Source organism: Micromonospora sp. ABR4_055 (genome assembly GCF_056160425.1).
In genome coordinates this window covers 1-14,227 of record NZ_JBSWXD010000038.1, presented here as the reverse complement: position 1 = coordinate 14,227, position 14,227 = coordinate 1, and the positions used below count along the sequence as shown (strand labels likewise).

Genomic DNA, 14,227 nt, shown 5'->3' with positions numbered 1-14,227 from the left:
GCCCAGGACGGCAGCAGATAACTACCCCGACCAGGCTAGGTCTCGTTGACAGACCTAGCAACCGACTGCCAGTCTGCGTCCATGACTCAGACTCAGCAGCCGTCGCAGTCGGACGCGCAGCCGCAGCGGGACGCGGCGCAGCGCAGTCGCACCTTCTCGTGGACCGACCCCGCCACGGTGCGGCTGGCGGCGTTGAACGGCCTCGACGGGCTGGGCCAGCTGCGGGCGATGGCGTCCGGTGAGATCCCGGCCCCGCCGGTGATGGTGATGCTGGGCCTCGAAGGGTTGGAGCCCGAGCACGGCCGGGTGGTCACCGTGCTGACCCCGCAGGAGTTCCACTACAACGCCCTGGGCACGGTGCACGGCGGCATCCTCTCGACCCTGCTGGACACCGCGGCCGGCTGCGCGGTGCACTCCGTGCTGCCGGCCGGGACGAGCTACACCTCGATCGACCTGAACGTGAAGTTCCTGCGCCCGGTGACGCTCGCCTCGGGCACGCTGCGCTGCGAGGGCACCGTGGTGCAGCGCGGGCGGCGCACCGCGTACGCCGAGGCGAAGCTGACCGACGCCGCCGGCCGGCTGGCCGCCCACGCCACCTCGTCCTGCCTGCTGTTCGAGCTCCCGCCGACGACCTGAGACCGCCCAGCCGGCCGGGTCACACCGACAGCAGTTGGCGCACCGACTCGTCGCGCAGGTCCGCCTTGTCGCCGGCCCGGACCACCTCGCCGGCGTCGAGGACGACGAACCGGTCGGCCAGCCGCAGCGCCAGTTCGAGGTACTGCTCGACCAGCAGGATCGCCAGCCCGGCCTCGGTGTGCAGCCGTTCGATCGCCTCCTCGATCTCGATGATGATCGACGGCTGGATGCCTTCGGTCGGCTCGTCGAGCAGCAGCATCTTCGGCCGGGTGACCAGGGCTCGGGCGATCGCCAACTGCTGCTGCTGGCCGCCGGAGAGGAACCCGGCCCGGCGGCGCAGCAGCCCGCGCAGCGCCGGGAACAGGTCCAGCGCCTCGTCGACCGCCGACTTGTCGGTCCGCGCCGCCTCGACCGCCACCTGCAGGTTCTCGGCGACGGTCAGCTGCGGGAACGTCTCGTGGCCCTGCGGGACGTAGCCGAGCCCGAGCCGCACCCGTTCGTGGGTACGCAGCTTGGTGATGTCGCGGCCTTCGAAGATCACCCTGCCGGCGCGCACCGGCAGCACCCCGGTGATCGCCTTCAGCAGCGTGGTCTTGCCGACCCCGTTACGGCCCATCACACAGACCAGGGCACCGACCGGTGCCTGCAGGTCGACCCCGAACAGCACCTGGGCCCGGCCGTACGCGACGTCGAGCGACTCGACGGTCAACATGGCGGTCACGACGACGCCTCCTGGACGAGGGGTTCGGTGGTTTCCTCCCGGGCCCGGCCGAGGTAGACCTGCTGGACGCGCGGGTCGGCCTGCACCTGCGCGACGGTGCCCTCGCAGAGCAGTTTGCCCTCGTGCAGCACGGTGACGGTGCTGGCGAACCGGCGCAGGAACTCCATGTCGTGCTCGATCACCATCACGGTGTGGTCCTTGGCGACCTCGCGCAGCAGCTCACCGGTGCGGTCCCGCTCGCTGCGGCTCATCCCGGCCACCGGCTCGTCGAGCAGCAGCAGACTGGGCTGCTGCACGATCAGCATGCCGATCTCGAGCCACTGCCGCTGCCCGTGGGAGAGCACCCCGGCCGGCCGGTACGCCAGGTCGGCAAGACCGGTGGTGTCCAGCGCCCGGGACACCTGGTCGGAGACACCGCGCCGGCGGCGCAGCAGGCCGACCATCCGCCGGCGGAAGCTGGCCGCCAGGTCGAGGTTCTCCAGCACGGTGAGCTGCTCGAAGACCACCGACGTCTGGAAGGTCCGGCCGATGCCGAGCCGGACGATCCGGTGCTCACGGCGGCCGACCAGCTCCTGGCCGTTGAACCGCACCGAGCCGGATGCCGGCCGGGTCCGGCCGGTGACCACGTCGATCAGGGTGGTCTTGCCGGCACCGTTGGGGCCGATCAGGAAGCGCAGCTCCCCCGGCTCGACGGTCAGGTCGAGGTCGCTGATCGCCCGGAAGCCGTCGAAGACGACGTCGAGGCCGCGTACCTCCAGCTTGCCGCTCATGGTTTCGCACCCCCGACCCGGTGCCGCACCGCCGCCCAGCCGTCGGCGAGCAGCCCGGCGAGGCCGCGCGGCGCCCACATCATCACCGCGATGAACAGGCCGCCGAGCAGGTAGAGCCAGCCGGACGGCCACTGTTCGCTGAGCACGGTACTGCCGTAGTTGAACAGGATCGCCCCGCCGACCGCGCCGACCAGCGAGAACCGCCCACCGATGGCGACCGCGACCAGCATCTCGATGGACGGCACCACGCCGAGGTCGGCCGGGCCGAGGATGCCGACCACCGGCACGAACAGCGCGCCGGCGATCCCGGCCATGGCCGCCGACAGCGCGTACACGATGGTCTTCACCACGGCCGGGTCGTAGCCGAGGAAGCGGACCCGGTCCTCACCGTCGCGGATGGCGACCAGCAGCTTGCCGAACCGGGAGTGGGTGAGCTGCCAGGCGGCGAGGAAGACCAGGCCGAGCGCGCCGACCGCGACGTAGTAGACGATCCGTTTCTGCGTCGGGTCGTACAGGTCGAGGCCGAAGAAGAACTGCACGTTGGTCAGGCCGTTGGTGCCGCCGGTGAGGCCCTGCTGGCCGACCAGCAGGATCACGAACGCGGCGGCCAGGGCCTGGGACAGTACGGCGAAGTAGGCACCGCGCACCCGTTGGCGGAACACCAGGGTGCCCAGGATCAGCGCCACCACGGTGGGCAGCACGACCACCATGACCAGGGCGAACGCCGGGCTGCGGAACGGCCCCCAGATGGCCGGTAGGGTCTCCACCCCGCTCCACACCATGAAGTCGGGCAGGTTGCCCTCGCCGGCGTCGGCGAGTTTGAGGTGCATGCCCATCGCGTAGCCGCCGAGGCCGAAGAACACGCCCTGGCCGAGGGTCAGCATGCCGCCGCGCCCCCAGGCCAGGTAGATGCCGACCGCGACGATCGCGTAGCAGAGGTACTTGGCGAGCAGGTCGAGCCGGAACGGGCTGAGCACCAGCGGTGCCACCACCAGCAGCAGCACTCCGACGGCGACGAAACCGACCGGTCCGGGCCAGCGGGTGGCCGGCCGGGCCCCGTTGGCGGGGGTGGTCGTCCGGGCGGCGCTCATGTCAGCGCCCGGGAACGGAGGACGAACATGCCCTGCGGACGGAACTGGAGGAAGGCCACGATCACTGCGAAGACCACCACCTTGGCCAGGCTCGCATCGGTCCAGAATTCGACGAAGCTGTTGATCGCGCCGAGGGCGACCGCCGCGATCACCGCCCCGCGCAGCTGTCCGAGTCCCCCGGCGACGACGACGAGGAACGCGTCCACGATGTAGTAGGTGCCCAGCGACGGCCCGACCGGGCCGATCAGGGTCAGCGCCACCCCGGCGACGCCGGCCAGGCCGGAGCCGATGAAGAAGGTGAGCTGGTCGACCCGCTGGGTGGCCACCCCGGTCACCGCGGCCAGCTCGCGGTTCTGCATCACCGCCCGCATCCGCCGGCCGTACGACAGTTTGCTGAGGTAGAGCGAGATCGCCACCACGCAGCCGACCGCGAGTGCCATGATGAAGATCCGGTTGTACGGCAGCTGTACGCCGGCCACGTCGAGCCCGCCGGTGAGCCAGCCGGGTGCGGTGACCTGCACGTTGGGCGCGCCGAAGATGTCCCGGGCCAGTTGCTGCAGGATCAGGCTGACGCCGAAGGTGAGCAGCAGGGTGTCCAGCGGCCGGCCGTAGAACCGCCGGATCACCAGGCGTTCCAGGATCAGACCCATGGTGCCGGCGGTGAGGAACGCGACCGGCAGGGCGGCCGGGACGGCCTGCGCCCCGACCAGCCCCTGCATCATGTACGCGGTGTAGGCGCCCGCCAGGATGAACTCCCCGTGGGCCATGTTGATGACGCCCATCTGTCCGAAGGTGAACGTCAGTCCCAGCGCGATCAGGAGCAGCACCGCTCCGATGCTCGCGCCGATGACCAGTTGGTTGAGTACCGCCATGGCGGGCACCTCCCTCCGCTTGTTTACTAGTCTGTTACGACAGGCCTTCGGCCCAGTCGTAGCCGGTCAGGTACGGGTCCGGCTTGATCGGTTCGCCGGAGTTCCACACCTCCTGGATCTGGCCGTCGGGCTGCACCACGCCGATCCGGGCCGTCTTGTAGACGTGCTGGTTGTCGCCATCGATGGTGACCGTGCCCTCCGGTGCCTCGATGCTGATCCCGCCGGCGGCCTCCTTGACCGCCTCGACGTCGGTGCTGCCGGCCGCTTCGACCGCCGCCGCCCACAGGTAGACCGCGTTGTAGCCGGCCTCCATCGGGTCGGAGGTGACCTTCTCCGCCCCGTACTCGGCCTTGAAGGCCTCGACGAAGGCGGTGTTCCGCTCGCCTTCGGTGGTCTGGTAGTAGTTCCAGGCCACCAGGTGGCCGGCGACGTTGTCCGGGCCGATGCCGACGACCTCCTCCTCGGCGACGCTGACCGACACGGTCGGCATCGTCTCGGCGGTGACTCCGACGCTGGTCAACTGCTTGAAGAAGGCGACGTTGCTGTCGCCGTTGAGGGTGTTGAACACCGCGTCGGGCTGGGCCTGCTGCAGCTTGTTGACCACGGTGCTGTACTCGGTGTGGCCCAGCGGCGTGTACTCCTCGCCGACGATCTGCATGCCGTTGGCCTCGGCGTACGCGGTGATGATCTTGTTAGCGGTACGCGGGAAGACGTAGTCGCTGCCGACCAGGAAGAGCGTCTTGTGGCCCTGCTCGGCGAGGTAGTCCAGGGCCGGGACGATCTGCTGGTTGGTGGTGGCCCCGGTGTAGAAGATGTACTCGGAGCTCTCCAGCCCTTCGTACTGCACCGGGTACCACAACAGCGCCTTGTTGCGCTCGAAGACCGGCAGCATCGCCTTGCGGCTGGCCGACGTCCAGCCACCGAAGACGGTGGCGACCTTGTCCTGGGATATGAGCTTCTGCGCCTTCTCGGCGAAGGTGGGCCAGTCCGACGCGCCGTCCTCGACGACGGGTTCGATCTGCTTACCCAGCACGCCACCGGCGGCGTTGATCTCCTCGATCGCGAGCAACTCTGCGTCGCGTACGGTGACCTCACTGATCGCCATGGTGCCGCTCAGCGAGTGCAGGATACCGACCTTGATGGTGTCGGAGTCACCGCCGCCACCGGCCGAGGACGTGGGGTCCTCCGCACAGGCGGTCGCGGCAACCAATGTCGACAGTATACAGAGTGCGGCGAGGCCGCCCCGGAAGCGTCGTGGCATCCAACTCCCCTTCAGCCGAAGTCGTGGTGCCACGAAACGTAGGTACGCCGGGTTTCATGAATCTCGACCCATCGATTTCCAACGCGTTAAGCCCGTCTCACAACGAACCTGAACGGCTGTGCGGTCGCTAGATCGGACGGACACGGTGGACGGACCACATACGACGAAGGTCCCGTGGCCGACCAGCCACGGGACCCGCACTCATCGTTCCTGAAGCGCCGCGACGGCACTTACCGGCCGCGGGCGCGCCGCTCCTCCCGCCGGGCCTCGAACCGGGACGCGGCGGTGTCCAGTTGAGTCATCTGCGCGGCGATCTGGTCACGGGCCGACTCGCCGTCGGCGTCCAGCCCGGTGACATTCCAGATGTCCCACTGGCGCAGCACCGGCGCGAGCACCTCGTCGCGGTGCTGACGCAGGTCGTAGATGCCGGCCATGGCGATCGCCACCGACTTGCGGGCGAAGCCCTCGATGCCCACGCCCGGCATCTGGAAGTCGGCGACCACGTCGGCCACCGCCCGCATCGCCTGACTCGGCGCCAGCTCGAACGCCGCGCCGAGCAGGTTTCGGTAGAACATCATGTGCAGGTTCTCGTCAGCGGCGACCCGGGCCAGCAACCGCTCGCAGAGCGGGTCACCGGTGGCCCGACCGGTGTTGCGGTGCGAGATCCGGGTAGCCAGCTCCTGGAACGACACGTACGCCAGCGAGTGCAGCACCTCGTCGTCGTGCTGGTTGGCGTACCCGTTGGACATGTGCACCATCCGGGCCCGCTCCAGCGCGACCGGATCGACCGCCCGGGTGACGGTCAGGTAGTCCCGGATGGCGGTGCCGTGCCGGCCCTCCTCGGCGGTCCACCGGTGCACCCAGGTGCCCCAGGCACCGTCGCGACCGAACAGGGTGGCGATCTCGCGGTGGTACGAGGGCAGGTTGTCCTCGGTGAGCAGGTTGACGATCAGCGCGGTACGGGCGACGTCCGGGATCTGCGAGTCCTCCGGCGACCACGGTTCGCCGCCGAGCAGGCCGTCGAAGGTCCGCCCGTCGCTCCACGGCACGTACTCGTGCGGGAACCACTCCTTGGCCAGGCCGAGGTGCCGGTCAAGGTTCTCGGCGACCACCGGTTCGAGCTCGACGAGCAGCGCGGTCTGGGACATCGGGGTGGTGGCGGCGACGGTCAACGACGTTCTCCCTACCGGGGTAACCTACGACAGCGTAACTTACGCAACCGTAGGTTATGTCGGGCCGCACCGCCACTTTCCCGGATGATCTTTGCGGCAATCGCCGCCGTATGTCCGCTATGTCGACCAGGCAAGTCGCCATCGGCCGCGTCACTGTCAGCCGGTCACCGTCGGCTGGAGGTCCGCCGACGGCGGTGACCAGGCGTCCGCGGCCGCCGGCACCTGATCCCCCGAGCGGATGTCCTTGACACTGTCCGACTCACCGTCGACCCCGAGGAACCAGACGTACGGGATGTCGCGGCGCTGCGCGTACCGGATCTGCTTGCCGAACTTGGCAGCCGACGGTGACACCTCGGTGGCGATCCCCCGCCGACGCAGCGCGTCGGCCACCCGGTTGCCGGCCGGCCGGCCAGACTCGGCCGGCAACGCCACCAGCACGCAGGTCGGCACCGGCCGGGAGATCGCCAACGCGTCGGCGCCGAACAGCAGCCCCAGCAGCCGGGACACCCCGATCGAGATCCCGACGCCCGGGAAGCGGTCCGCGCCGGCCGAGGCGAGATCGTCGTAGCGGCCACCCGAGCAGATCGAGCCGAACCGCTCGTACCCCTGTAGCTGGGTCTCGTAGACCGTACCGGTGTAGTAGTCCAGACCCCGGGCGATCCGCAGGTCTGCCACGCACAGGCCGGGCGAGTGCGCGGCGGCCGTCTCCAGCACCGCCACAAGCTCGGTGAGCCCTTCGTCGAGCAGCGGGTGCTCGACGCCGAGACCACGCACCGCGTCGGCGACCGAGGCGTCCGGTGCCGAGATCTCCGCCAGCGACAGGCAGGCCTTGGCCTGGCTGTCGCTGGCACCGGCCGTCTCGGCCAGCAGCTCGGCCACCCGCTGCGGGCCGACCTTGTCCAGCTTGTCGATCGCCCGCAGCGCCGCGTCCGGATCGGTCAACCCGATCCCCCGGTAGAAGCCTTCGCAGACCTTGCGGTTGTTGACCTGGATCCGCACCGGCGGGATCGGCAGACTCGCCAGCGCGTCCCCGATGACCAGCGGCAGCTCCGCCTCGTGGTGCGGGGCCAGCTCGTCGCGGTCAACGATGTCGATGTCGGCCTGCAGGAACTCCCGGTAGCGGCCCTCCTGCGGCCGCTCCCCCCGCCACACCTTCTGGATCTGGTAGCGGCGGAACGGGAACTGCAGCTTGCCGGCGTTCTCCAGCACGTAGCGGGCGAACGGCACGGTCAGATCGAAGTGCAGCCCGAGGGCGTCGTCACCGACCTCGGCACCCGGCTCGGCCTGCAACCGGCGCAGCAGGTAGACCTCCTTGGAGGTCTCCCCCTTGCGCAGCAGCTGGTCCAGCGGCTCCACCGCGCGGGTCTCCAGCGGGGCGAAGCCGTACAGCTCGAAGGTGTGCCGCAGCCGGTCGATGACGTACTGCTCGATCATCCGCTGCGGGGGCGACCACTCCGGGAAGCCGGAGATCGGCCTGGGCTTGCTCATCGGTACATCCTCGTCGTCACAGTCCGGTACGGCGGGCCGGCACGGCGTTGCCGCTGCCGGCGGCCTCGTGCAGATAGGGGTTGCTCACACGCTCCCGGCCGATGGTGGTGGCCGGACCGTGGCCGGGCAGCACCACGGTGTCGTCGGCCAACGGCAGCACCTTGTCCCGCAGGCTGGTCATCATCGTCGCCATGCTGCCACCGGGCAGGTCGGTGCGGCCGATCGAACCGGCGAACAGCACGTCGCCGGAGAGACAGACCTGCTCGGCCTCCCAGGGCGAGTCTGCGCCGGGCAGCCGGAACAGCACCGAACCGCCGGTGTGGCCAGGGGCATGGTCGACGCTGATCTCCAACCCGGCCAGCGTCAGCGTGGCGCCGTCGGTCAGCTCGGCGACGTCGTCCGGTTCGCTGTACGGCAGCCGGCCGCCGAACATCGCCGCCAGGTCCGTCGACAGGCCTTTCGCCGGGTCGGCCAGCATCTCCCGGTCACCCGGATGCACGTACGCGGTGATGCCACGCGTGCCGCAGACCGGCGCGACCGAGAAGGTGTGGTCGAGATGGCCGTGGGTGAGCAGCACCGCCGCCGGATGCAGCCGGTGCTCGGCCAGCACCTGGTCCAGGTCGTCGAGCACCCCGATGCCGGGGTCGACGACGACGCACTGCTCGCCCGGCCCGGCGGCCACCACGTAGCAGTTGGTGCCGAACGCCTGCGCCGGGAAGCCGGTGATGAGCACGCCTCTCCTCTCCGTCGGCCGGCCCGCGCGGGCCGCCGGAATCGTCTCCGGGTCGAGCCTAGCCGCCGCGACACGCGGGGCCGCCGTGGCACACCTGCCGGCCCCACCCAGTCCGCGACGGCAGCGATGATCTCCAATTGGATACAGAGCGGACCTCGTACAACAATTTCCCAGCCGATACCCGTACACTCTTGCGGGCGTGTGGCGTGGCGCACCGCAAAGGCGCCCGGGTCCGGCACGCCCTCCGCAGGACACGTACCGACCCGCCGCACGGCGCAGGGATGATCAGGAAAGGGGAGCGCGGGTGGCCTCCAGTAGGGACCGGCAGCGCAAGTTGGCGCGGGCGAAGCTTGACCGGCAGATGGCCCGGCGTGCCGCCGCGGCCCGGCGCAAGCGGCGGATCCGCGCCGGCGTGGGCGCCGGCCTCGCGCTGCTGCTCATCGCCGGCGGCTCGGCCTGGGCGCTCGGCGCCTTCGACGGCGAGCCGGAGACCCCGGAGGCTGCGGGCATCTGCACCTGGACCCCGCAGGACCCGGCCGCCAACAGCAACCTCACCGACGTCGGCATGCCGGAAACCACCGACCCGCCGAACCAGGGGGTCCAGCCGATGACGATCACCACCAACCAGGGCGAGCCGATCACCGTCGAGCTCGACCTCGCCGCCGCGCCATGCGCCGCCGCCAACTTCGCCCACCTGGCCAGCCGCAACTTCTTCGACGACACGACCTGCCACGAGATCACCGACGAGGGCGCGATCCTGTGCGGCGACCCGAGCGGCACCGGACAGGGCGGGCCGACGTACTCGTACTTCAGCGAGAACGTGCCGGTCTCGCCGCAGCTGGACCCGTCGGCCGACCCGACGCAGGAGCTGGCCGACCATCCGCCGCTCTACCCGGCCGGCACGGTCGCTGCGGTCGGCGTGCCGCAGGGCACCAACGGCAGCCAGTTCAAGATCTTCTTCGAGGACTACACCACCGAGTTCCCCTCGTACCCGATCATCGGGAAGGTGACCTCGGGGATGGACACGGTCGAGGCGATCGGCGCTCTCCCACTGGTGAACAACGCTGCCGGCGCCCAGGTGAAGCCGGAGACCGACGTGGTCATCCAGAGCCTGACCGTCGGCGAGCCGATCGGGGCCGACGAGACCGAGGCGACCCCGTCGACCGACCCGAGCACCTCGGCACCGGCCACCACCGACCCGTCGGCCACCGAGCCGGACGCGGAGGGCACCGACGGCACCGCCGGCCAGTCCTGACCAGACCAGACAACCCGAATCCAGGAGGATCCACCGTGACGTCGACCAGGGAGCGGCAGCGTGCCGCGGCTCGGGCCCGCCTTGAAAAGGAGATGGCCCAGCGCGCCGAGGCGGCCCGCAAGCGCCGCCAGTTGCAGGCCAGCATCGGTGCCGGCGTCGCCCTGCTGCTCGTGGCCGCGGGCACGGTGTGGCTGGTCGCCAGCCTCGGGGACGACGAGAGCGAGACCACGCCCCAGGCCGACGGTGCCGACGCCGGCGTGACCTGCGTGTGGAACGAGATCCCCGCCGAGCAGCGCCGTGAGACGACCGTGGACGTCGGTGTGCCGCCGACCACCACGCCGCCGGACACCGGCACCCAGGTGATGACCCTGGACACCAACTTCGGTGAGATCCAGGTGGAGATGGACCTGGCTGAGGTGCCGTGCACGGCGGCCAGCTTCAGCCACCTGGCCAGCCAGCAGTTCTGGGACAACACCAAGTGCCACCGGATGTTCCCCGGCATGCTGCAGTGCGGTGACCCGAGCGCCAGCGGCGAAGGCTACCGGGACACCGACGGCACCGGCGGGCCCGGCTACCAGTTCGCCAACGAGAACCTGCCGGTCGACGACCGGCCCGCCTACCCGGCCGGGGTGGTGGCGATGGCCAACAGCGGCCCGGACACCAACGGCAGCCAGTTCTTCTTCATCTACCAGGACGTCGAGCTCAGCCCGGACTACACCGTGCTCGGCCGGGTCGTCGAGGGCCTCGACGTCATCCAGGAGGCCACCGAGGCCGGTCACGACGGTGCGTTCGAGCCGTCCCCCGGCGGCGGCCACCCCAACAACGACATTCTGATCAACTCGTTGACGGTGAGCGAGCCGCAGTAGTCCACGGGCCTCGGTGGCCGGCAACGCCGCCGACCCCGCTGAGCCGGTACCAGTGCGCCAGGGCATTACCCGATGCCCTGGCGCCTTCTTGTCAGGTGCCGGAGGTGACCCGGTAGGCGTCGAAGACGCCGTCGACCTTGCGGACCGCGTTGAGCAGATGGCCAAGGTGCTTCGGGTCGGCCATCTCGAACGAGAAGCGGCTGACCGCCACCCGGTCCCGGGTGGTGGTCACGGTCGCCGAGAGAATGTTCACCCGCTCCTCGGAGAGCACCCTGGTCACGTCAGCCAGCAGCTTGTGCCGGTCGAGCGCCTCAACCTGGATGGCGACGAGGAACGTCGACGCCGAGGTCAACTTCCAGGTGACCTCGACCAGCCGTTCCTGTTGCGCCTTGAGCTCGGCCGCATTGAAGCAGTCGTCGCGGTGCACGCTGACGCCGCCGGACCGGGTGACGAAGCCGAACACCGTGTCCGGCGGGACCGGGGTACAGCAGCGGGCCAGTTTGATCCAGACGTCGGTGACCCCGCGTACCACCACGCCGGGGTCGGCGCCGTTGTGCCGTGCCCGGGGCGGGCGGGTTGCGACGGCCGACTCGGCCAGGTCCTCGGCGGCCCCTTCCTCGCCGCCGAGGCTGACCATCAGCCGCTGCACCACCGACTGCGCGGACACCTGGCTGTCGCCGACCGCCGCGTACAGCGCGGCGACGTCGGCCAGGTGCAGGTCGCGGGCGATCGCCATCAGCGAGTCCGTGGTGAGCATCCGCTGCAACGGCATGCCCTGCTTGCGCATCGCCTTGGCGATCGCGTCCTTGCCCGTCTCGATTGCCTCCTCGCGGCGTTCCTTGTTGAAGTACTGCCGGATCTTGGTGCGGGCCCGAGGGCTCTTGACGAAGCCCAGCCAGTCCTGGGTCGGGCCGGCGGTCGCCGACTTGGAGGTGAAGATCTCGATGACGTCGCCGTTGGACAGCGTCGATTCCAATGGCACCAGCTTGCCGTTGACCCGCGCCCCGATGCACTTGTGCCCCACCTCGGTGTGCACGGCGTAGGCGAAGTCGACCGGGGTGGAACTGGTGGGCAGCGGGATCACGTCGCCCTTGGGGGTGAAGACGTAAACCTCCTGGCTGGACAGGTCGAAGCGCAGCGCGTCGAGGAACTCGCTCGGATCGCTCGCCTCCCGCTGCCAGTCGAGCAGTTGCCGCAGCCAGGTCATCTCGTCGATGTGCGCCGGCGGGCCGACGACGGTGGCGCCCTTCTGCTCCTTGTACTTCCAGTGCGCGGCGATGCCGAACTCGGCGGTACGGTGCATCGCGTAGGTGCGGATCTGCATCTCCACCGGCTTGCCGGTGGGCCCGATCACCGTGGTGTGCAGCGACTGGTACATGTTGAACTTCGGCATCGCGATGTAGTCCTTGAACCGGCCGGGGACCGGCTGCCAGTTCGCGTGGATCACGCCGAGCGCCGCGTAGCAGTCGCGGACCGTGTCGACCAGGATGCGTACGCCGACCAGGTCGTAGATGTCGTTGAAGTCCCGCCCCCGGACAATCATCTTCTGGTAGATCGAGTAGAGGTGCTTCGGCCGGCCGGTGACCTCCGCCCTGACCTTCGCGGCGCGCAGGTCGACCTGCACCTTCTGGGTCACCTTGCGCAGCTGGGTGTCGCGCTGCGGCTGGTGTTCCCCGATCAGCCGGTTGATCTCCTCGTACCGTTTCGGGAACAGCGTGCCGAATGCCAGATCCTCCAGCTCCCACTTGACGGTGTTCATACCGAGCCGGTGGGCCAGCGGCGCCAGGATCTCCAGGGTCTCCTTGGCCTTCTGCTCCTGCTTCGCCTTGGGCAGGAAGGTCAGCGTCCGCATGTTGTGCAGCCGGTCGGCGAGCTTGATCACCAGGACCCGGGGGTCCTTCGCCATCGCCACCACCATCTTGCGGATGGTCTCGGCCTTGGCCGCGTCGCCCAGCTTGACCCGGTCGAGCTTGGTGACCCCGTCGACCAGCAGCGCCACCTCACCACCGAAGTCGGCGCGCATCTCGTCGAGGGTGTAATCAGTGTCCTCGATCGTGTCGTGCAGCAGCGCGGCGACCAGCGTCGTGGTGTCCATGCCGAGATTGGCGAGGATGGTGGCAACCGCCAACGGATGCGTGATGTACGGATCGCCGGACTTGCGGTACTGCCCGGAGTGCCACTTGGAGGCCATCTCGAAGGCCCGCTGCAGCACCCGTGGGTCGGCCTTCGGGTGGCTCTGCTGGTGGGTGGCGATCAGCGGTTCCAGCACCTCGGGGATGTGCGGCGCCTGCCAGGGCGCGTTGAACCGGGCCAGCCGGGCCCGTACCCGACGCCCGGTCGGCGCACCGTTGAACGCGAAACCAGTGCCGGCCGCGCCCGCGCCGGCGTGGTCGCCCGCACCGTTCGCCGCCGCAGCTGTCGCACCGTTCGCCGCCGGGGGTGCCGCGCTGCGGTCACCGGCGACGTCGGGGCCGCCCGGATTGACGGCAGAACCGGGTGCCTCGCCGTTGGTCACGCCCCCAGTGGGGTTGACCTCGCCAGTCGGATGCACAGTGCCCTCCATGGAAGGAGCGACGACGTCGGGGGACACCGGCCTCCCTCACCTCTGCCGGAACTCAGCCGACCGTATCGGGCTGAGCTGCTACCGCGCTAGCCAGGAGACAGCGCCCCTGACTGACAGGGACCGCAATATTACCCGTCCGGCCGGTGCTGCGCCCGGCGGCCGAGCTGCCCGTCGGCCGGCTCACACCCGCCACATGGCGTGCACCGACCGGGGCGCGAGCCGGTCCCGCCCGGCGAGGAATCCCAGCTCCAGCAGGACGGTGAAGCCGATCACCGTTCCCCCGGCCCGGTCGACCAGGTCCAGCGTGGCGGCGGCGGTTCCGCCGGTGGCCAGCACGTCGTCGACCACCAGGACCCGCTGACCGACCGTGAAGGCGTCCTGATGCACCTCCAGGACCGCCTCGCCGTACTCCAACGCGTACGAGGCGGAGAACGATGCCCGGGGCAGCTTGCCGGCCTTGCGGACCGGGACCACCCCGGTGCCGGTGGCGTACGCGATCGCCGCCGCCAGCACGAACCCACGCGCCTCGATGCCGGCGACCACGTCGAAGGAGTCCGCTCCGTGGTGGGCGATGATCCGGTCGGTGATCTCCCGGAACGCCGGCCCGTCGGCGAACAGCGGCATCAGGTCCTTGAATACGATGCCGGGTTTGGGGAAGTCCGGTACGTCGATCACCCGACTGGCCACCAACGCGGCCGTCTCGGCACCGCTGTCCCCGACGATCACTGCCTCGGTCTCCGTCACCTTCCGCCCTTTCCGTGCCGGGTGAGACCGGTGGTGTTCCGGCGGCGTGTCGCCG

At 69.9% G+C, this 14,227-nt stretch carries 13 protein-coding genes; 3 read left to right on the top strand and 10 right to left on the bottom strand.

Going from position 1 to position 14,227, the window contains the following annotated elements:
- Window positions 1–81: 81 nt before the first annotated feature.
- A complete protein-coding gene (locus ACXAHD_RS11690; RefSeq protein ID WP_475050359.1) occupies window positions 82–636 on the top strand; it encodes a PaaI family thioesterase in 555 nt (184 codons plus the stop codon).
- A 19-nt stretch (window positions 637–655) separates the two neighbouring features.
- Here ACXAHD_RS11690 and urtE read toward each other — a convergent pair whose 3' ends face one another.
- The 8 genes from urtE to ACXAHD_RS11650 all read right to left on the bottom strand — a co-directional run bounded on the left by urtE (window position 656) and on the right by ACXAHD_RS11650 (window position 8,744).
- Window positions 656–1,348, bottom strand: coding sequence for an urea ABC transporter ATP-binding subunit UrtE (gene urtE / locus ACXAHD_RS11685; RefSeq protein WP_475050402.1), 693 nt, complete (start codon window positions 1,346–1,348; stop codon window positions 656–658).
- Window positions 1,349–1,353: 5 nt separating this feature from the next.
- Window positions 1,354–2,127 (bottom strand): urea ABC transporter ATP-binding protein UrtD, encoded by a 774-nt coding sequence (gene urtD / locus ACXAHD_RS11680; protein ID WP_475050356.1) that lies wholly within the window; start codon window positions 2,125–2,127, stop codon window positions 1,354–1,356.
- Window positions 2,124–3,218, bottom strand: a complete 1,095-nt coding sequence (gene urtC, locus ACXAHD_RS11675; protein WP_475050354.1) for an urea ABC transporter permease subunit UrtC — start codon at window positions 3,216–3,218, stop codon at window positions 2,124–2,126. Before urtC ends, urtD begins: the two co-directional genes overlap by 4 nt.
- The gene (gene urtB, locus ACXAHD_RS11670) at window positions 3,215–4,090 is read right to left on the bottom strand and encodes an urea ABC transporter permease subunit UrtB (protein WP_475050352.1); all 876 of its coding nucleotides are present in this window, start codon (window positions 4,088–4,090) and stop codon (window positions 3,215–3,217) included. The genes urtC and urtB overlap by 4 nt, the downstream gene beginning before the upstream one ends.
- A 34-nt stretch (window positions 4,091–4,124) precedes the next feature.
- A complete protein-coding gene (gene urtA / locus ACXAHD_RS11665) occupies window positions 4,125–5,300 on the bottom strand; it encodes an urea ABC transporter substrate-binding protein (RefSeq protein WP_475050349.1) in 1,176 nt (391 codons plus the stop codon).
- A gap of 281 nt (window positions 5,301–5,581) precedes the next feature.
- Window positions 5,582–6,499 carry an acyl-ACP desaturase gene (locus tag ACXAHD_RS11660; protein WP_281555549.1) on the bottom strand — a complete coding sequence of 306 codons (918 nt, stop codon included), beginning with the start codon at window positions 6,497–6,499 and terminating at the stop codon, window positions 5,582–5,584.
- Between the two features lie 180 nt (window positions 6,500–6,679).
- A complete protein-coding gene (hisS, locus tag ACXAHD_RS11655; protein ID WP_281554491.1) occupies window positions 6,680–8,011 on the bottom strand; it encodes a histidine--tRNA ligase in 1,332 nt (443 codons plus the stop codon).
- A 16-nt stretch (window positions 8,012–8,027) separates the two neighbouring features.
- The gene (locus tag ACXAHD_RS11650) at window positions 8,028–8,744 is read right to left on the bottom strand and encodes an MBL fold metallo-hydrolase (RefSeq protein ID WP_281554490.1); all 717 of its coding nucleotides are present in this window, start codon (window positions 8,742–8,744) and stop codon (window positions 8,028–8,030) included.
- A 304-nt stretch (window positions 8,745–9,048) separates the two neighbouring features.
- Between ACXAHD_RS11650 and ACXAHD_RS11645 the strand changes: the two genes are divergently transcribed.
- Both ACXAHD_RS11645 and ACXAHD_RS11640 read left to right on the top strand, forming a co-directional pair.
- Window positions 9,049–9,999, top strand: coding sequence for a peptidylprolyl isomerase (locus tag ACXAHD_RS11645; protein WP_475050345.1), 951 nt, complete (start codon window positions 9,049–9,051; stop codon window positions 9,997–9,999).
- A 35-nt stretch (window positions 10,000–10,034) separates the two neighbouring features.
- Window positions 10,035–10,865, top strand: a complete 831-nt coding sequence (locus ACXAHD_RS11640) for a peptidylprolyl isomerase (RefSeq protein ID WP_282230386.1) — start codon at window positions 10,035–10,037, stop codon at window positions 10,863–10,865.
- A gap of 91 nt (window positions 10,866–10,956) precedes the next feature.
- Here ACXAHD_RS11640 and ACXAHD_RS11635 read toward each other — a convergent pair whose 3' ends face one another.
- Together ACXAHD_RS11635 and ACXAHD_RS11630 are read right to left on the bottom strand one after the other, a co-directional pair.
- The gene (locus ACXAHD_RS11635) at window positions 10,957–13,428 is read right to left on the bottom strand and encodes a RelA/SpoT family protein (RefSeq protein ID WP_281555548.1); all 2,472 of its coding nucleotides are present in this window, start codon (window positions 13,426–13,428) and stop codon (window positions 10,957–10,959) included.
- 180 nt (window positions 13,429–13,608) lie between these two features.
- Entirely contained in the window at window positions 13,609–14,172 is a 564-nt protein-coding gene (locus ACXAHD_RS11630) for an adenine phosphoribosyltransferase (RefSeq protein ID WP_281554487.1), read from the bottom strand.
- Window positions 14,173–14,227: the final 55 nt, after the last annotated feature.

Bases quoted from the DNA above. Each gene is read 5' to 3' on its own strand.
- ACXAHD_RS11635 (WP_281555548.1), bottom strand. From the start codon at position 13,428: ATGGAGGGCACTGTGCATCCGACTGGCGAGGTCAACCCCACTGGGGGC.
- urtC (WP_475050354.1), bottom strand. From the start codon at position 3,218: ATGAGCGCCGCCCGGACGACCACCCCCGCCAACGGGGCCCGGCCGGCC.
- urtB (WP_475050352.1), bottom strand. From the start codon at position 4,090: ATGGCGGTACTCAACCAACTGGTCATCGGCGCGAGCATCGGAGCGGTG.
- urtE (WP_475050402.1), bottom strand. From the start codon at position 1,348: ATGTTGACCGTCGAGTCGCTCGACGTCGCGTACGGCCGGGCCCAGGTG.
- ACXAHD_RS11690 (WP_475050359.1), top strand. From the start codon at position 82: ATGACTCAGACTCAGCAGCCGTCGCAGTCGGACGCGCAGCCGCAGCGG.
- hisS (WP_281554491.1), bottom strand. From the start codon at position 8,011: ATGAGCAAGCCCAGGCCGATCTCCGGCTTCCCGGAGTGGTCGCCCCCG.
- ACXAHD_RS11660 (WP_281555549.1), bottom strand. From the start codon at position 6,499: ATGTCCCAGACCGCGCTGCTCGTCGAGCTCGAACCGGTGGTCGCCGAG.
- urtD (WP_475050356.1), bottom strand. From the start codon at position 2,127: ATGAGCGGCAAGCTGGAGGTACGCGGCCTCGACGTCGTCTTCGACGGC.